General features: G+C 55.9%; 9 protein-coding genes and 1 other RNA gene. 3 read left to right on the plus strand and 7 right to left on the minus strand.

What is annotated here, in order from left to right; translation table 11 throughout:
• Positions 1 to 35 precede the first annotated feature (35 nt).
• Positions 36 to 254, plus strand: coding sequence for an ogr/Delta-like zinc finger family protein (locus tag LCS67_RS05620; protein ID WP_000980498.1), 219 nt, complete (start codon positions 36 to 38; stop codon positions 252 to 254).
• 117 nt (positions 255 to 371) lie between these two features.
• On the opposite strand, the gene ssrA is transcribed toward LCS67_RS05620, so the two are convergent.
• From ssrA to smpB, 6 genes are all read right to left on the minus strand, one after another.
• Positions 372 to 734, minus strand: a transfer-messenger RNA (tmRNA) gene (ssrA, locus tag LCS67_RS05625).
• A gap of 71 nt (positions 735 to 805) precedes the next feature.
• Entirely contained in the window at positions 806 to 1,969 is a 1,164-nt protein-coding gene (locus LCS67_RS05630) for an HlyD family type I secretion periplasmic adaptor subunit (protein WP_072101562.1), read from the minus strand.
• A 7-nt stretch (positions 1,970 to 1,976) separates the two neighbouring features.
• Positions 1,977 to 4,157, minus strand: a complete 2,181-nt coding sequence (locus LCS67_RS05635; RefSeq protein ID WP_031571223.1) for a type I secretion system permease/ATPase — start codon at positions 4,155 to 4,157, stop codon at positions 1,977 to 1,979.
• Entirely contained in the window at positions 4,154 to 5,563 is a 1,410-nt protein-coding gene (locus LCS67_RS05640) for a TolC family outer membrane protein (RefSeq protein WP_001528538.1), read from the minus strand. The genes LCS67_RS05635 and LCS67_RS05640 overlap by 4 nt, the downstream gene beginning before the upstream one ends.
• Before the next feature lie 64 nt (positions 5,564 to 5,627).
• A complete protein-coding gene (gene bapA / locus LCS67_RS05645) occupies positions 5,628 to 17,102 on the minus strand; it encodes a biofilm-associated protein BapA (protein ID WP_225090903.1) in 11,475 nt (3,824 codons plus the stop codon).
• Positions 17,103 to 17,715: 613 nt separating this feature from the next.
• Complete coding sequence (gene smpB / locus LCS67_RS05650; protein WP_001518569.1) at positions 17,716 to 18,198, minus strand: SsrA-binding protein SmpB; 483 nt, start codon at positions 18,196 to 18,198, stop codon at positions 17,716 to 17,718.
• A 188-nt stretch (positions 18,199 to 18,386) separates the two neighbouring features.
• Between smpB and LCS67_RS05655 the strand changes: the two genes are divergently transcribed.
• Complete coding sequence (locus LCS67_RS05655; RefSeq protein ID WP_001543334.1) at positions 18,387 to 18,824, plus strand: type II toxin-antitoxin system RatA family toxin; 438 nt, start codon at positions 18,387 to 18,389, stop codon at positions 18,822 to 18,824.
• Complete coding sequence (locus LCS67_RS05660) at positions 18,814 to 19,104, plus strand: RnfH family protein (RefSeq protein ID WP_001112990.1); 291 nt, start codon at positions 18,814 to 18,816, stop codon at positions 19,102 to 19,104. The genes LCS67_RS05655 and LCS67_RS05660 overlap by 11 nt, the downstream gene beginning before the upstream one ends.
• Before the next feature lie 160 nt (positions 19,105 to 19,264).
• On the opposite strand, the gene bamE is transcribed toward LCS67_RS05660, so the two are convergent.
• The gene (gene bamE, locus LCS67_RS05665) at positions 19,265 to 19,603 is read right to left on the minus strand and encodes an outer membrane protein assembly factor BamE (protein ID WP_001203445.1); all 339 of its coding nucleotides are present in this window, start codon (positions 19,601 to 19,603) and stop codon (positions 19,265 to 19,267) included.
• Between the last annotated feature and the right edge of the window lie 125 nt (positions 19,604 to 19,728).

The following is a 19,728-nucleotide window of genomic DNA, read 5'->3' on the forward strand; positions in this document are numbered from 1 at the left end:
ATTGCGATTACGGCAAAAGTGGTGGGATAACAGCAATGATGAACTGTCCAGAGTGCGGTCATGCAGCACATACCAGAAGCAGCTTTCAGGTATCAGCTACGACAAAAGAACGTTACAACCAGTGCCAAAATATAAATTGTGGCTGTACGTTCGTTACTCATGAAACGTTTGTACGGCACATTATAAAACCGAATCTAATTTCTTCTGCGCCACCACATCCGGGAAAAGGTGGTCAAGGCCACATGAGTTTCTGAACAGAACCCGCTTTAATGGCGGGTTTTTTGTTGCCGCCAGTCCGACACGCTGTCGCCATTTTGCCGCCACTACCAAAGAAAAAGGGGCTACGTTTTCACGTAACCCCTTGTTTTATTTGGTGGAGCTGGCGGGAGTTGAACCCGCGTCCGAAATTCCTACATCCTCGGTACTACATGCTTAGTCAGTCTTTACATTCGCCTGGCACCTGCGGACGGACACGCCACTACCAGACTAGCCTGATTCGTTTTAACGCTTCAACCCCAGGCAGGGCATCCGCGCGATCTCTTTTGGGTTTGACCTCTCTTGATCCCCGTCCTAAGAGCGGAGGCTAGGGAGAGAGGGCTCTAAGCAGGTTATTAAGCTGCTAAAGCGTAGGTTTCGTCGTTTGCGACTATTTTTTTGCGGCTTTTTACGAGGCCAACCGCCCCTCGGCATGCACCTTGGGTTTCGCAAATCCCGTCGAATCCAGAATCAGCCCCAATGTGTAAGGTAAGTATAACAGACTTGTGACACGCGTGACCAGCCCCCGTATCTTCTTATCTTCAACGATTTACCGCTCGCGCAGCGCTTCTTTCGCGCGATTAAACGGTTTGATTAAATAGTCGACAATGGTTTTTTCACCGGTTTTGATATCCACCGTGGCGATCATGCCTGGAACAATCGAAAAACGGCGTCCTGATTTATTTTGTAGATAGTCCTGGTGGGTGCGGATAAACACGCGATAGTAGAAAATTTCCGGTTTCACTTTATCCTGAATGGTGTCCGGTGAAATGGTCTCCACCACGCCGTCAAGCCCGCCGTAAATGGCGTAATCGTAAGCAGTAATTTTAACCAATGCGCGTTGGCCGGGATGAATAAAGGCGATATCACGCGGCGAAAGGCGGGTTTCAATCAGCAGACGATCGTCTACCGGCACTATCTCCATCATCTCGCCGTTAGGCGGGATCACGCCGCCAATCGTCGTGACCTGGATATTTTTAACAATGCCGCGTACCGGCGAACGCACGGTAAGGCGGGTGACGGAATCCTCGCGTCCTTTTAAAATGGCGGAGAGCATATCGACCTCAGCGTTCGCTTTCGATAACGCTTCGCGTGCCTGCACATAATATTGTGAGCGCAGATCGGTAATTTTTAAGCCTAAATCGCTTTTTTGTCGTTGCAGGCGTAGCACTTCAACATGACTGGCCGCGCCGCTTTTCTCCAGCCGCTGGGTAATGGTCAGCTCTTTATTAACCGACGCCAGCGCATCCCGTAGCTCGGCTTCGGTATCGGCCAGCTGCGCGCGGCGGCTTTTATAGAGACGCGTCTCTGCGGCAATCAGATCCGGCCAGCCGTTCAGCTCAGCGGGAAAGGCGAGAGGTAAGTCGCTGACTTCCGCAGTTAACCGTGCGCTGGAGGCGAGTGAAGCGCGATATTTTGCCGCACTTTCACCAACATTGGACGCCAGACGCGTCGGATCAAGCCGGGCGACAATCTGGTTAGCCTGAACTCTGTCGCCTTCCCGCACCGTCAACTGCGCCAGAATGCCGCCATCCAGCGACTGCAGAACCTGTTCGCGTGAACTGGGGATCACTTTCCCGTTGCCGGTGGAAACCTCATCCAGCCGGCCAAACCACGCCCAGATGCCGAGAATGAGAAATAACAGTGAGCAGATCAGAACAATACGACTCGCGCCGGAAAACGCCCGTTCACGCTGAATATCGAAATCGTCCATCGCGGCATCATGCTGATTGATTTTCATTTTTCCACTCCCGACGGTGACTTTGCATCCGATCCGCGTTAAGCGCCTGCGCTTTTGGCGCATCCATCACCAGTTGTCCTTCTTTCAGGACAATGACACGCTCAACCAGCTCCAGTATTGGTACCCGGTGCGTCGCGACGACCAGGGTACGGTTGCCAAGCCACTGATGTAACCGCTGAATAAACTCTCGCTCCGTATGCTCGTCCAGCGAGGCGCTGGGTTCGTCAAGTAGCACAATATTGGGGGAGCGCAGCAGCATTCTCGCCAGCAACAGGGACTGACGCTGCCCGCCGGACAGGCCGTTACCGCCCTCCATAATGGGATGATCCAACCCTTTTGCCAGCCGCCTGACGAAGACGGCGCCGCCGCTGACTTCGAGCGCGTCAAAAATCTGTTCATCGTTGGCGTGCGGCGCGCCGAGCGTCAGGTTCTCTCGTAGGGTGCCGAAGAAAAGCCGCGCGTTCTGGCTAAGAAAGCCGATGTTGCGGCGTAAATCCGCCATATCGATGTGCGACAAGCTGAGATTATCAAGCCGGGCATCTCCCTGAATCATCTCCAGGCCACCCGCCATCGCCTGTAAAAGTGTGGATTTACCCGCACCGTTACGCCCCAGTATCGCAATCCGCTCGCCTGGCATGATCTCCAGACGCACGAGGCGCAACGGTATGCGTTGATCGTCGTTATGGTAACGAAACTGAGCGTTTTCAAAGAGGTAATGCCCGTGGAGGATGTCGCGGTGTATCAGGCTATCGTCATGCTGTGTCTCGGTGGGCAGTTGCATAATGTTGTCGAGACCCATCTTCGCCGCTTTCACCTGCTGCCAGCGCGCCAGCACGCCGCACAGGTTAGCCATTGGCGCGATCATCCGCGAGCCGAGCATCGACGCGGCGACCACGGTGCCGGTAGTCATACTGCCTTCAATGACCATCGGCGCGCCGAACATAATCACTGCGGCATACACCAGACTTTGTACCGACATCCCCCAACTGATAAGCCCTTGCGTGAGTTTGCGGGTGCGTAGACCCGACTCGCCGGTGATACGGATATAGCTATTCCACTGCTGAAGAAAGCGGTTCTCCGCCTGCATCAGTTTAATATCTTCCAGTCCCTGAACGCTTTCGACCAAGACTGCATTGCGTAGCGTCGCTTCGTGGGCGGCCTGGTTGGCGAGGACAGCCAGTTTTTTTTGCAGTGCGACGCCCGGCAGGATCATCAGCAGCGCCGCCACGGGCGCTATCCATGCCAGCGGTGGGGCAATAATCGCCAGGACTACCATAAACAGGAAAAAGAAAGGCAGATCGACAATGGTCGCCAGCGTTGAAGAGGTAATCATCTCGCGGATCTGCTCCAGTTCGCGTAACTGCGAGATAAAACTGCCAGTGGAACGGGGGATAGCGCTGTTGCGCAGCCTTAACGCATGACCGAATACCCGATCGGAAATGCGCATATCGGCGCGTTTACCGAGCACATCCATAATGTGCGTACGCGCTTCACGCAGCAGAAAACCGAACAGCACCGCTACCAGTACGCCGAAGGAGAGAACGTACAGGGTAGGATATGACTGAGCGGGGATCACCCGATCGTAAACCTGCATAGAGAACACAATCCCGGCCAGCGACAGCACGTTAATCAGAAAGGCGGCGACCATTACTGGTAAATAAGGGCGCATATCCTGCAGAACCAGCTCGCGCATCCAGTCGGGTTTAAAGCGGGAGATATAGCGGTCGACGCGGCTATCCTTGAGCGCCGATAGCGGGCGTAGCGCGGCAACATAGAGGATCTCCGGCAATAACTCGCTGAGCGTCAGGCGGTTACGCTGGCCCTCTTCTTCAATCACAAAAACGTCTACCGCATCTTCGCCATTAACATGCTCGATGACCAATAACTGCCCGTCCCGGAGCTCGACAACCAACGGCAATCGCCACTGACTAAATGCCGTTTTGTCTATGTCCGGCGCATGAAAGGATAAACCCGCCTGCCGCGCGAGCTGCGTTAAGGCGGTCGTTCTGCTTTTACCCCTAAACCACGGGGCGTTGGCCTGAATTGAACCGGGAGAACAGGCAACGCGATAATGACCGGCGACATAGCTGATGGCCTGCGCCCATTGGCTTAGCGCGCGCTCACTGAGTACCTCTTCTACATCGGGGGCGGCGCGGGTCATGGCTGGATCTCCACGGATTGAATGCTGCGATGATTTAACGCGAACGCCTGACGAAGCGCGCCGGTGTTATACAGACAGTTCAGTTGCAACTGATGCAACTGGCTTTCCGTTTGCAGTTCGGCAAAACGCGCCTGGTAAACCTCTTGCTCCGCATTAAGCACGTCGAGCAGCGGGCGGGAACCGAGGTCAAGGTATTGCTGCTGATACAGTTCGCGCGTGCGTTCGCTAAGCTGCTGTTGCCGACGAAGGATTTGTAACGCGCTGGCAAGACTCATTGCCTGGCTGCGTGCCTCCATTAGTTTCTGGCGGACATCAAGCCGGGTGCGCTGAATGGTCGACTGAGCCGCGTCTACCGCATGGCTGGCGGCGTTGCGTCGGGCAGTCAGCCCTCCGCCCTGATAAAGCGGCATCTCAACTTTCACCCAGGTGGAATACTGGGTTTTATCCAGCACTTCATGACTGGGATATTTATCATTAAGATAATGTTGAACGGAAGGTTCGAGCGAAATTGTCGGCGTCATTTGCGCGCTGGCATAGTCCAGATTCGCCCGCGCAACGTTGGCCTGCGCCCAGGCGGCCAGTACCGCAGGCACCAGCCGATCGTCGGGAGTTGCCGTCTCACAGCTGCGAGCAAGTTTCGCCGGGAAGTCATTATTGATGCCGTTAAGCGAATTCCAGCCCAGCCAGCTCATCAGTGAGGCTTTCGCACTGTCGAGATTGGCCTGATACTGAGCCAGTTGCGAGCGGGCGGATTCGATTCTGGCTTCGGTTTGCACTACGTCAGATAGCGACGTAGCGCCCTCATCGCTGCGCTGCCGGATAAGTTTACCGATGCTGTCCAGCGCGACGAGCTGTTCTTCCGCCGCTTCTACCATTTGCTGCCAGCTCTGCGTTTGTACAATGGCGTTGGCGGTTTCGTGCGCGACGGTATCAATACTGAGCAACACATTGGCCTGTTGCTGCGCTGCGCCTGCGGTTTCGGCGCGAACCTGGCTTGCCACTTTGCCGAAGTCATAAAGCATTTGCGATACCGACAGCACCAGCGAGGGGCTATACCCGTGATCGGTGTAGGTATTGCTGTACCCATTGTTCACGCCAGCGCTGACTTGCGGATAATATTTCGATTTGGCGACCTCTATTTGTTCATTCTGTGCGAGCAGTTTGCCGACGGCTTCGCGAATAGAAGGATGCCAGTTAACGGCGCGATTGACCGCGTCATTGAGCGTCAGGTTGCCCGGCGCGGCGGCGCTGAGCGGCAACTCAGCGGCGGAGCCATCCAGCGAAGGAAGCATCTGGTCCGTTGCTAATCCTTCGGATGTAATAATTGGCGGCGCTTCTGCGCCCCGGGGCTGGTGATGAAACAAAGCAAATGCCAGTACGATGGCGACAGGCGCGACTCTTCCCATAGTTTATCCCTTTTAAATATCACCGCTTGTTGCCCCGAACGTCGTGGCGTTCGGGGCTTTTTTATCAACCGCCGGTTATCAGGTGGTTGTTTTGCAAAAGATCATTTAGCGTGAGCTGCACATTCTCCAGAGTGACAAGGTCGGTTGATTTAAACGCGCTGCCGACGCCGTCGCGATCGACGGATATCACCGTATTGGCGCCGCTGGTATGAACCTGAACAAAGTTACCCAGCGTCGCCGCCTGATGATCCCAGCCGGTCAGCAGTTCGTGGATATCGATCTTGTCGCCCTGCGCGGTGGAGAAGTTTTGCCAGCGATCGGCGCCATTGCCGCCGGTCGCGTCCGCGCCGTTTAACAGGTGGTAAATCAGCGTATCGCCATAGGCGGAGCCGATGAGAACATCGTTTTGGTTGGTACTGACGATTTGCGGCGCCATATCAATGGTCAATGTGGCGCTATCCGTATGACCCATCTTGTCATCCAGTTGATAGGTAAAGACCTCTTTACTGGTGATGGACGACATCGCGACGCCATTATTCAGGGTGTAGGTGTAAGCGCCATCGAGGTTAATTTGCAATGTGCCGTAATGTCCCTGAATCGTGGCGCTGGTGGTATTCGCCGCGGCGTCCAGCGTGGCGGCGCTGCCGTTATACCCGCTAATGCTCAGGCGGGTATTCACCGTATTAAGCTGATCCATCGCCCCCGCCGCATCGCTGCCGTCAAAAATATTGCCGAGAACGGTATGCGTTCCGGACGTTTCAAAATTATCCAGATCGACGGTGGTGCCGATGACGCGTGGCGTGATCGTCGCCGCCCCGGCCAGGGTATTGGTGCCGGTAAAGTTAAGCGTGTACGTTCCGGCATCCAGCTCCAGGCCGCTCAGGTTGACGGTCACCGTCGCGCTGCCCAGCGTGATATTCGCCACCGGAACGGTTCCGTTGCGTATGACGGTCCCGTTCTCCTGAATGGCCCAGCTAATATTCAGATTGCCCAGCGTAATGAGCGTGGAGACATCAAAGACCAGTGACGCGCCTTTAAGTACGGTGCCCGTTGCAACGTCAAAGGTGCCGCTCCCGCTGCCCGATTTGCCGAGTAGCCCCCAACTGGCGCTGCCGACGCTGGAGTCCAGCCAGGCAGAGGTATCCTGAAGCGTGGCGACGCTAAGGGTATCGCTGACATCATTAATCGCATCCAGCGCCCTGGCGGTTGGCGTGATATTGAGCGAGGCCGTATCGGTATCGCCGTTTGGCGCTTTGACCGTATAGATAAAGCTGTCCGGCGTTTTAATGCTGTCGGCGCCGACGCCATTCTTCAGCGTGTAGGTATAGTTGCCTCTTGCGTCAATGATGAGCGAGCCATACAGCCCGTTTACCTCCGTCGTGCCGGTCGCCGCAATCGCCACGCCGTTTACTTCAGTGAGGAGGGCGTCCGTAGGGGCGACATCATTGGTCAGTACGTTGCCGGTGGTGTTGGCGGTGATACTGTCAACGGCATAGGTGTGGTCCTGGGAAATCGCCAGCGTATAGCCAGTGAGGACGCTAATGCCGCTGGCGGTATTCAGCACGAACAGGTATTCGCCGCCAGGCAACGTCAGGGTCAGCGGCTGGGACTGTCCGGCTAACAGCAGGGTGTTAATCCAGCCCTTTTGCACCCGAAACTGCTCATATTGCTGAATGGCATCGTTGAAGCGATAAACGTACAGATCGAACGTGGAAACCAGTGAGACGCCGCCGACGGTTCCCTGTAACGTCATGGTTCGCGTAGCGCCTTCTTCAACGTTAAAGATGATCGGATTAGTCATATCATCAAGCAGATTCGCGTTCAGTACATTACCAAGTCCGACGCTTAATACCGTGACGCCGCTTTGTGTCGAGGGACCGTTGTTGACGTAGCTAACGTGAGTATCAAAGACCAGAGAGGCGTTATTGTCTGTCGCTATCACGCTGCCCGGTACAGGCGCGGGACCCAGATTGATAACCAGTTGCGCGGCGCTGCTACCGACGCCATTCTGGGTAATGGTGTAGGTGAAGCTCTCTTTATGTCCGTATCCTGCCGTGGGCTTAGTCAGCGTGTAGGTGTAACTGCCATCCTGATTAATGTGCAGCGTGCCGTATTGCCCCTGGATATCCACGCCGCCCGCGCCGACCGGCGTACTGACGCCGTTGGCGTTGGTGATGGCGGTGACCGTGGTGCCCGTCGGCGCGGTATCATCAGCCATGACGTTGCCGGTACTGATGGTTGGCCCGCTAATAATACCTGCGCTGGTCTGGTGTACATCGACATCCAGGCTGGTATATGACCCGGTAGCGAGCAGACTGGTGTTATAAGTGAGTACCCGGTACTGGCCTTCGCCCAGGCCGCTCAGGTTCAGAGTAACGCCGCTCCCGGTCAGGGTAAGCAAATTCGCGAAGTCGCCAACGGCGGTGTTGACGATCGTCGTCCAGGCGCCGAGGCTGGTGTCGTAGCGCTGTACCACAATCTCCTGAGTACTGAGCAGCGAAAGCACGATTCCCGTTGCGGCGGCATCGATGGTGACGTCGCCCGTACCACCTTCAGCAATGGTGAACTCAACCTGAGCGGTATCGTTACCCAAAACCGAGGCGACATTGCCAAGCGCGCCAACCAGCAGCAGGCCGTAATCCGAATAGTTTTGCGTGCTGGTGACGGCGGTCGAGGTCAGATCAAGGCTGGTGATGTTATCCCTTGCCGCCAGCGGCAGAACCGGCGCGGTAATGCCTAACGTGTCGGAGGCGTTACCCGCAGCGTCAGTGGCCGTCACGTTAATGAGTTGACCTTCAATTTGTTTTGTCGGCAAGGTGAGAGACCATGCGCCGTTGCTGCCGGCGGTGGTGGTGAGCGTCACGCCCCCCGCCAGCGTGACGGTTACGGTGCTGTTTGCCTCAGCCTGTCCGGAAAGTGAACCGCCATCGGCGCTGAGCGTACCTGACGGCGTACCGGGCGCCAGCGTATCGACAATCACCGTCGCGGCGGTGGAGACGCTGCCTGTACCGTTGGCGTTAGTCGCGGTGGCGGTGAAGGCGTGGCTGCCTTCGGTCAAATTGCCTGTCGGGGTAAAGCTCCAGTTTCCGCTGGCGTTCGCCGTGGTGGTGCCGAGCAGCGCCCCGTTGTTATAAATGCTCACCGTGGCGCCCGCCTGAGCGGTACCATTCAATGTGGGTTGTGCGTCATTAGTGACCTGACCGTTGGCGATAGCGCCGGTATAAATACCCACATCATCCACTACGTTGGTGATGATCGGTGCTTCCGGCACGCGCGTATCGGGCGCGGTAAATCCGGCGGCAATGCCAGTGTTGCCTGCTTTATCCTGGGCAAATGCCAGTAGCGGCTGACCATTGGTCTGCGCGGGCGTGAGTGTGGCGGTGAAGCTGCCTGTACCGTCGGCGGTGGCGGTTCCCAGTACCACACCAGTCTCAGAGGTAATCGTCACTGTACTGCCTGCTTCCGCGGTGCCCGTCACCCGATTACCGGTAGCATTGATGACCAGGTTGCCGGGCGCGCCGGGCGCAATGGTATCCACGATAATCGTTGTCGATGGCGAAGCGGCGCTAACGTTGCCAGCCGCATCGGCGGCGCTAACGCTATAGGCGTGACTTCCCTGGCCGAGCGCGGCGGTTGGCGTCCAGCTCCAGTTGCCGCTGGCATTGGCGTTCACGGTCGCGACCAGCGCGCCATTATCGAAGATGCTTACCGCGCTGTTGGCTTCCGCGGTACCGTTGAGCGTCGGCTGTGTGTCATTGGTCGATTGTCCATTGCCAATGGCGCCGGTGTTGTTCGGGACATCATCAACGATGCTGGTTATAAGCGGAACCGTTGGCGCAAGGGTATCGACCACGATAGTAAAACCGCTGGTGGCCGGGCTAACGTTGCCTGCCGGGTCGGTGGCGGTCACTGTTAATGTGCGCGTGCCATCGTTTAACCCTGTCGTCGGCGTGAAGCTCCACGCGCCGCCCGCGTTAGCCGAGGTGACGCCAAGCAGAGTGTTGCCATCATAGATACTGATCACGCTGCCCGCTTCGGCAGTGCCGTTCAGCGTGGGGCGGTTATCATTGGTTATCTGACCATTAGCGAGATTTCCTGTGACCCCACCCGCGACGTCATCCACCACGGACGTCAGGATTGGCGTTTGCGGCGCGGTGGTATCGACCGTCAGGGTGAAAGCCGTACTGTTCGGGCTGCTGTTTCCTGCGGCATCGGTGGCGACGGCGGTGATGACGTGTGTTCCGCTTGCCAGCGTTGAGGTGGAGACGCTCCACGCGCCGTCAGGTTGAGCCGTTGTCGTGCCAATGACCGTACCATTTTCATAGAGCGTGATCGTGGCGCCGGCTTCTGCGGTGCCGCTGAAGGTTGGCGTAGGATCGTTGGTATTTTGGCCGTTCGCGATCGTGCCGAGGCCTGGCGCCTGATCGTCACTGACTGATGTGATTACCGGCGTCAGCGGCGGCGTGGTATCGACGACGAAATTAACGCTGTCTGAAACGGGACTGGCGTTGCCTGCGGCATCAACGGCAATGACGGTAATTACATGGTTGCCCGTCGCCAGAGAGGCATCGGGCGTGTAGCGCCAGCTACTGCTATTGTCGGCGGGAATTTCAGCCAGCAGCGTGCCGTTATCGTAAAGACGAATAGTTGTGTTGGCTTCACGGGTGCCGCTAATGACAGGGCGCGCCTCGTCTGTGATCTGCCCTGAACTCAGATTGCCGGTAATGGGGCCCGTACCGTCGTAGACCGTATCAATAACAGGCGCGGCGGGAGCCGTGGTATCAATAGTAAACGAGCGTATTTCGGACGCGGAGCTGGTATTGCCTGCCGCATCGGTTGCTATCGCCGTCAGGTTCCAGACGCCCGCGCCCAGCGAGGTAGACGGTGTAAAGCTCCAGCTACCGTTGGCCTGAACTTGCGCCGTGCCGACCAGCGTGCTGCCATTATAAATCGAGATGGTTGTACCCGCCTCACCGGTACCCGAGAGTGTTGGTCGGGTTTCGTTCGTCGAGCCGCCGTTGGGGACGATGCCCGTCACCGGAGCCGTATTGTCTGCCACGCTGGCGATAACCGGCGCGGCGGGCGGTGTGGCGTCAATCGTCAGCACAAATCCGCTGGACACCGCGCTGCTATTACCCGCCGGATCGGTGGCGCTAAGGGTGAACGTGTGGCTACCGTTTGCAAGCGGCGTCTGCGGCGTGAAACTCCATGTGCCGTCGCTATTCACCGTCGTGGTACCGATGGACGCTGGATTGCCGTCAAGATAGACATTAATCGTCGCGCCTGCCTCTCCGCGCCCGTTCAGGGCGGGCGTCGCATCGTTCGTTAGCTGCCCGCTTACCAGGTTGCCGGTAATACCGGGCTGGTCATCCACGACGGAGGTGAGAACCGGGATCGCCGGAGGCGTAATATCGACCACGATCGTCCACGGCGCGGAGACCGCGCTGGTATTGCCCGCCGGATCGGTAGCGCTAACCGTCAGATTATGGCTTCCCTCTGACAAATTGCGGGGCACCGGGAAGGTCCAGCTACCGTTTTCGCCTACCTGAGCCGTGCCAAGCGGCGTACCGTTATCAAAAATGGTGATTGTCGCGCCAGGTTCGCCAGTTCCGTTCAGTATTGGCTGCCGATCGTCGGTGGATTGCCCCGGTAACACCGGAACGGTCGGTTGATTGTTATCGTCAATCACGGACGTGATAACCGGCACATCTGGCGCCTGCGCGTCAATGTTCAGCGTAAAACCGTCCGAAGGCTGGCCGCTATTGCCGACGGGATCGGTCGCTACGGCGGTAAAGATGTGCGCGTTGCTCTCCAGCGGCGCGTTCGGGGTGAAGCGCCAGTTGCCGCTTTGATCTACCGTAGCGGAACCGATTTCTACGCCGTTATCCAGAATGCGGATGGTGGCGCCTGCTTCTCCCGTTCCGTTGAGCGTCGGGCGTGAATCATTGGTGAGCGCGCCGTTATCCAGCGTACCGGTCATGCCGGGGACATCATCCGTTGCGCTGGTAATAACCGGTTGCGCCGGCGCGCTAAGATCGACAGTGATCCCGACCGGTGCGGACAGGCCGCCCTGGCCATTCGCATTGGTTGCCTGGACGGTGAAGTAATGTGTGCTTTCGCTTAATGGCGTCGCAATCTCAAAGATCCAGTTCCCGCTGGCGTCAACGGTGGCAAAGCCTGCCGAATCGCCATCAATGAAAATTTCAACGGTAGAGCCGATATCCGTAGTGCCGCGCAGCGTCGGCGTGGTGTCGTCCGTGGCGCCGCCCGCCGCAATATTCCCCTGTACGCTCCCGACATCATCTTCAATCGCCGTGATGGCCGGGACGGCGGGCAGACCGCTGTCGGAAGCGGGAAAATTCGTAGCCGGGCCGTTATTCCCCGCGCGATCGATAGCAATTGCCGTCAGCGTACCGCCATCGGTTTGCGCCGGACTGAGCGTAACGACGAATTCACCGGTGCCATTAGCGACAGCGCTGCCGACCAGGGTGCCATCGGCATGATGAATTTCAACGGTAGCGTAAGGATCGGCAAGTCCGGCGACGCGCGTGCCATCGTCGTCCACCGTCTGGATCGTTGGCGCGGGCGGGGCGGTGATATCCACAGTAATGGTGATCGGTTGGGTTTGCGCCGTGGTATTTCCAGCATCGTCAGTCGCGCTGAAGGTTAGCGCATGGCTGGCTTCTGACAATTCGGGCGTATTGAATGTCCAGCCCCCGTCGGTGACGAGCGCCGTACCGATTGCCACGCCATTGTCGTAAATCGTGACGGTGCTGCCGTTTTCGCCGCTGCCGTTGATAGTCAGCGTCCGATCGTTAGTAAAGGCGCCATCGGTTAATGGCCCGGTCACTGGCGCAACATCGTCGAGGATTTCATTGACGACGGGCGGCTGCAACGGAACGGTATCGACGGTGAAGGTAAAGCTGTTCGATACGCCGCTGCTGTTTCCGGCGGCGTCGGCGGCAATGGCGGTCAGGGTGTAGATGCCATCCGGCAACGCGCTGGTCACCGGCAGCGTCCAAGTGCCGGTCTCATCGACGGTGACTACGCCCACGACACTACTGCCGTTATAGAGCGTGATCACGCTGCCGATGTCGCCAGTGCCGTGAATGACCGGTGTATTGTCGTCAGTGGTTGCGCCGCTGACAATAGTATCCTGGACTTCGCCGACGTTATCTTCGGCAAAAGTGATAACTGGATTGGCGGGCGCAGTGGTGTCTAGCGTAAAAGTGACTGAGGCGGAAGGTGGACTGATATTGCCCGCTATATCGGTTTCCGTGACGGTAATGGTATAGGTTTCTGGCGTCAGTGCCGCAGGCGTAAAGCTCCAGCTTCCGTTATCGCCTACCGTTGTGCGACCAATTTCACTGCCATTATTGTAGAGAATTATCGTGCTGCCGATCTCTCCCGTGCCGCTGAAGGTCGGCGTGGTATCGTTCGTTGCGCCATTATTGCCGATGTTGCCGATAATCGGCGCGACGTTATCGCTGATTAGCGGCGCGTCAGGCTGCGCTGGAGGCTGGGTATCAAGGGTAACGGAGAAAACGCTGGAGGTGGGGCTACTATTGCCTGCGGCATCCGTGGCGGTGGCCGTCAGGATGTTTAACCCTTCGCTCAGATTACGGGTTAGCGGATAGGTCCAGCTACCCTGTGGATTGACCTGGACGGTAGCCAGTTCTACGCCGTTATTGTACAGGGTGATGATGGCGCCGGGTTCGCCGGTGCCGCTGAGGGTCGGCATACGCTGATTGGTAATACTGCCGTTTGCCAGTAGCACCTCGCCTTCTCCGCCTGTGATGGCGGCTGACACGATCTGCGGCGCATCCGGCGCCTGGGTATCGACGCGCAGGGTAAAGCTGAGGGATTCGGGACTTTCGTTCCCCGCCGGATCGTTGGCGCGAGCGGTCAGAAGGTGGTCGCCGTCGCCCAGCGCGGCAGGCGGCGTAAACTGCCAGCGCCCGTCCGTGCCGACCAGCGCCTGACCTATGGCATTGCCGTTATCGTAAAGGATGATTGTGTCGCCTGCGGTGCCGCTACCGCTCAACCGGGGCTGGGATTCCTGGGTAATCTGATTGGTATCAATCGTATTTCCGTCGCCGTCAGTTACGCCGATAACGCCGGGGGCGGCAGGGGCCTGGGTATCAATGGTAATCGTAAAATCGGTCGAAAAAGGCGTGGTGTTGCCGTTACTGTCGCTGGCCGTCACGGTAAAGGTGTAGGTGTCGTCCGCCAGTGGCGAGGCCGTGGTGTAGGCGTAGCTCCAGACGCCGGAATTACCGACGATAATATCCGCTATCCGTGCGCCATTCTGATACAGGTGTACTGTGGAACCCGGTTCACCTGTACCGTTAATCGTTGGCGTGCTGTCGTTAGTGAGCCCCAGATGCGCGACGCTACCGAGAATACCCGGCGCATCATCTGTAATGAAGGTGATTACCGGTTGCTGCGGCGATTGCGTATCGACCACCAGGTCGAATGACGCGGCCGGACTGGCATTGCCTTTAGCGTCGGTTGCGATTACGGTCAGTCGATGCGCGCCTTCACCTAAATTTTGCGACGGCGTAAACGTCCAGGTGCCGTTGGGCTGTAGCGTGGCGAGTCCCAGCGAAACACCGTTATCAAAAATTTCGACACGCGCGCCAGCCTCCGCCGTACCGCTAAGGGTGGGGCGGTTGTCATTGGTGGTTTGTCCGTTAACCAGCGGCCCGGTGAAGCTTTCAACATCGTCCAGCACCTGAGTGATAATGGGCTTATCCGGGGCGGTGATATCGGGCGCTTGCGCTGTGGTTGGCGGGCTAACGTTGTTGGCGCTGTCGGTGGCGGTGACGGTAACCTGTTCGCCGTTGGTCTGTGCGGGGACGAGGGGAAGGGTAAAATGACCTTCGCCATCTGCTTTGCCGCTGCCAAGCGGCGTGCCGTCCGGCGTGGCGATCGTAATGGCGCTACCCGGTTCGGCGGTGCCGCTAATACTGGTGCCATCCTCACTAATTACCACGTTTTTCGGCATTTCCGGCGCGGTACTGTCCGGCGCGATAACCGTCGCGGCGGCGCTTTCGTTTTTCGCAACATCGGTGGCGGTAGCGATAAGCGCCTGGCCGTTAGTCTGCGCCGTATTCAGCGGAACGATAAATTGTCCGTTGCCGTTAGCGACGGCGCTGCCAAGTACGGTGTTGCTACTGTCACGGATAGTGACCGTTGCCCCGGCTTCCGCCTGACCGCTTACGGACAGACCGTCGGTCGCCACGATAAGACCGTTCGGTGCCGCAGGCGCAGTTTTATCCGGCGCGTTCAGCGTTTCTACCGGACCGCTATTCGCGGCTTTATCGGTAACGCTAATGCTTAATGTTTCGCCGTTAATTTTCGCCGGGCTAATACCTATTGAGAAGGTGCCGTCGTCGCCTGCCGTTCCACTACCGAGCGTATTTCCCAGGCTGTCTTTGATAACCACAGTACTGCCAGCTTCCGTAGTGCCGGTAAGTCTGTCGCCGACGTCGCTAACCGCCAGGCCTTCCAGCACCGGCGGCTGCGTGTCGATATCAATGGTAAAGGAGACGGACTGCCCGCTGGTGCCGCGATTGTTGGTCGCGGTAGCGGTAAAGACATGGTTGCCATCGGCAAGTGCCAGCGAGGGGGTAAAGCTCCATTTGCCGTCAGCGTCAGCGACAATGGGCGGAAAGGTCGGTACAGGAAAGCCATTATCGTTAATCGATATCGTACTGCCTGGTTCAGCAGTACCGCTGAGGGTTGGGCGGTTATCATCTGTGGCATCGCCATTTTTCAGCAGCCCGGTAACGGTGCCAGCGTCATCCGTCACGGTAAGGATAGTCGGCTGGGCAGGATACTGTGAGTCAGAAGCGGTAAACTCCGTGGCGGGGCCGATGTTACCAACGGCGTCCTGAATACGCGCTTCCAGACGCTCGCCGTGGGTCTGAGCCGGATTCAGCGTGATGCTGAAGTGGTTATTTTCTCCGGTAATCGTGGAGCCCAGGTAATTTCCCGCCGGGTCATAGATCGACACGGTACTGCCAGCTTCAGCGGTACCGCTAACGGTTGTGCCGTCTTTCGCGACATTATCAATGATAGCGGCGTCAGGCGGCGTGGTGTCCACAATGATAGTAGGCGTTGTCGTCACGCGGCTCACGTTTCCGGCTTTGTCGCTTTGTTCGACGGTAAAGGTATGTTCGCCATCGCTTAACGGTGTAGTCGGCGTAAAGGTCCAGCGCCCATTTTCGTCTACGGTAGCGCTGCCGATAACGGTTGAACCCTCTTTAATCGTGATGGTATTGCCAGCCTCTCCCTGCCCGGAAAATAGCGGTTTTGCCTCGTCAGTCCGGTCATTATTCTGTAGCGGCCCGGTGAGCAAACCGGTGTTATCGGCAATCAGTTCAACGCGTGGGGCATCGGGGCTGAGTGTGTCGATAGTCAGCGAAAAGCGGGCTGATTCGCTACTTTCGCCTTTAACGTTAGTCGCAATGGCGGTGAAATGATTTTCCCCATCCGCTAGCGCGCTGGTAATGGCAAAATGCCAGCTTCCGCTGCTATCAACCGTTGTGGAGCCTATTTCCTGACCATTGGCGTAAATATGGATGACTGTGCCTGCGCTGCCGGTTCCCTCCAGAGTGGGGGTATTGTCGTTCGTAAACTGGTTATTGCTCAGCGTGCCGGTGAGGGGAGCGGCATCATCGATAGCGGCGGTGATAGCTGGTGTATCGGGGAGAGGAATGTTGGGCGCATCAATGGTTGCGGATGGGCCGGTATTGCCGGCATCGTCAGTCGCGGTCACGGTAAGTTGTTCGCCGCTAATCTGTGGCGCTGTTAGATCAATACTAAATTTACCGTCGCTATCCGCTTTGCCCTCGCCAACGACGTTACCTGAAGGATCTTTGATGGTAATGGTACTGCCCGCTTCGGCCTCGCCGCTCACCGTTTTTCCGTCCGCTGAAATCAGCAACTTGCCGGGAGCGAGAGGCGGGGTAGTATCTACAGGATTACTGCTACCTGGAGTATTGCCGTTAGGGTTACTGCCGCCGGGATTGCTGTTATCAGGGGGATTACCGTCAGGATTGGTGTTATCGGGGGGCGGATTATCGCCATCCGAATGATGGTGGGAATCGCCGCCGCCGGAAGACGCGATAGCGGCAATGCCGCCAGCCGCCACCGCGCCAGCCAGTACCCACGGCCAAACGGCGCCGCCTGCTTCATGGGAAGTGCCGGAAGTGACCAGCAGCTCATTAATATCAGCGATTTGTTCAAAATGTAGCCCGGCTTGCGGATTTTCTACCCACCATAACGTGCCATCATTTTCCGCCAGTACCAGCTGGCTTGCGCCCAGATCGTTGGTAACGTAAAAGTTTTTAATCGTGATCGTTTCGCCGGAATGGAGCGTCACCACCAGATCCTGATTAATGCGCGTAAGTTGACTAATTTCCTCCCGGGCCACTGATAATTTAACAATTGACGGGGCGTTAAGAGTGACCGCTGAGGATTCCACAGTGGTGGAGACGCCAGTCAATTTCGAAACCACGGCGAGTAGACGCATAAATTAGCTCCTGATGGATTTGCTCTGTGTATTAATTAACGGGCACGACGTTCAGGGCAAAATGCGTAGACGAGCCTTCCCGTTCATCGTGAGAGATGAATTTCCGTAGCCATATTCTTTTTTATGAGCGTAGGTGAAGGTCTGGTTTTCTCGCCGAATAACCCTTTGTTTTTTGTGCCTGACTAGTGCTTTCGTATTAGATGATATAGTCAGAAAAAAATCTTTCTGCAAATTAAGATCTATTGATAAAGATGTTAGTGCGTCTGAAATATAACGGAGTTTGTGTTAAGGAGAGGTGGGTGGGCTAACAACGCATGATGATTTTTTATTTATCTTTATGTTTTATAATGAATTTTAATTTCTTCGTCTTTTTCTTTTTTAACATAAAAACAATACCTTTTGTGAAGGTATTCAGCATTATTAAATTTTATAAAAATCATTTGAAGTATTGTGTTATTAGGCTATAAAAATTTTTTAAACAAAGAATATATTCTTGTTGTGGTATTTATTGCTATTGATAAGCGTCAGACACAGAGAATATATTTTCGAGGCATGCATGAGATATGAATATTGACCAGCTTCATACTGAGAAGCTGGTCACAAAAAATGTCTATTATCGGCCTGCATTTTTCATAATGCGTGCTTTATCCAGTTGCCACTCACGTTCTTTAAGATCGGAACGTTTATCATGTTGTTTTTTACCTTTCGCCACGCCGATCTTCACTTTGCACCAGGCATTTTTCCAGTACAGAGAAAGCGCGACGACAGTATAACCTTCACGATTAATACGGCCATACAGCGAATCAAGCTCACGCTGATTTAACAACAGTTTGCGGGTTCGGGTTGGGTCGCATACGACATGTGTCGAGGCGACCGCCATCGGCGTAAAGTTTGCGCCAAACAGCCAGGCCTCGCCATCTTTGAGGATAACGTAACTGTCGCCGATATTGGCTTTTCCTGCGCGCAGGGATTTTACTTCCCAGCCTTGCAGGGCGAGACCAGCCTCGAACTCTTCTTCGATAAAGTATTCGTGCCGGGCGCGCTTATTCAGCGCGATGGTGGCTGAGCCCGGTTTATGTGCTTTTTTCTTCGTCATAAGTGTCGTGAATTCATAGGTAATCTGATATCGAAAACACCCCATTACGTCCTGATGAGGTGCAAAAATCTATCTTAGCATGAGTTGGGCTATGCACGCACAATTAAGGCATGACGGTTGGGGACAGCATTTTTTTTACTCGCTGATAAGTGGTATTATTTACACGATTTATGTTGATGGGAATTGCTATGCCTCAGATTAGTCGGACTGCTTTAGTCCCCTACAGTGCGGAACAGATGTATCAGTTAGTGAATGACGTGCAATCGTATCCCCAGTTTTTGCCTGGGTGTGTTGGTAGTCGCGTCCTGGAGTCATCGCCAGCACAGATGACGGCGGCTGTTGACGTGTCGAAGGCGGGTATCAGCAAGACGTTTACGACGCGTAATCAGCTAACGCGTAACCAGAGCATTCTGATGCATCTGGTGGATGGCCCCTTTAAAAAGCTGATCGGCGGCTGGAAATTTACCCCGCTCAGCCCCGAGGCGTGCCGTATTGAGTTTCAGCTTGATTTTGAGTTTACCAATAAACTCATTGAGCTGGCGTTTGGTCGTGTATTCAAAGAGTTAGCGTCCAACATGGTGCAGGCGTTTACGGTTCGCGCCAAAGAGGTTTACCGTGCCGGATAAACTTGTGGTTGAAGTGGCTTATGCGCTGCCGGAAAAGCAGTATTTGCAGCGCGTAACGCTGGAGGAGGGCGCGACGGTCGAAGAGGCGATTCGCGCTTCCGGCTTGCTGGAGTTGCGCACAGATATCGATCTGGCGAAAAATAAAGTGGGCATCTATAGTCGTCCGGTAAAACTCACCGATACGGTGCAGGATGGCGATCGGGTTGAAATTTACCGTCCCTTAATCGCCGATCCAAAAGCATTACGCCGCCAGCGCGCCGAAAAATCGGCTGGCAGATAATTAACCTTGCCGGATAACGGTGTGAAAGCCGTACCACACCTGAAGCACAGGTGTGCCTGTAAGCCAGATGAACGTAGCGCCATCAGGCAAATTCGTACCAAATGGTGGGGAGAGGTTTGCAGGCCTGATGAACGTAACCTCATCAGGCGGTATCACAAAATTACTTCGTCAACGCCGGTTTGTTATCAATATTGGTTAACACGCCGCTGCTGTTAAAGGTGAGCGTCAGAGTCTGCTGCGTCACGTTCTCATGTCCTGGCTGCTGGCGGAAGACATAAAACCAGGTGTTCGTACCAAAAGGATCGGTCATCATCGGCGTGCCTAAAGCATACGCAACCTGTTGTTGCGTCATACCAACACGCACTTTGGCGACATCCGTAGGTGTAAGATAGTTCCCCTGATTGATGTCAGGTCGGTAAACCACTCGCTCCAGAGTGGAACAGCCTGCGGTCAACATCAGGAGTACTGCTGCGGCAGCAGTCAGCGTTTTACAGCGCATAGTGATTGGGTTCCTTTTCGGGCCTGAGCAGTACGTGGCTCATATTAATATGCCGATGATAATAGACCTTTCATCACTTTAAAACCTTTTGCTGTCGGGTCTTACGGCGTTTTTGTTGTGAACTC

This window comes from Salmonella sp. A7 (assembly GCF_020181675.1).
Taxonomy (GTDB): Bacteria; Pseudomonadota; Gammaproteobacteria; order Enterobacterales; family Enterobacteriaceae; genus Salmonella; species Salmonella enterica.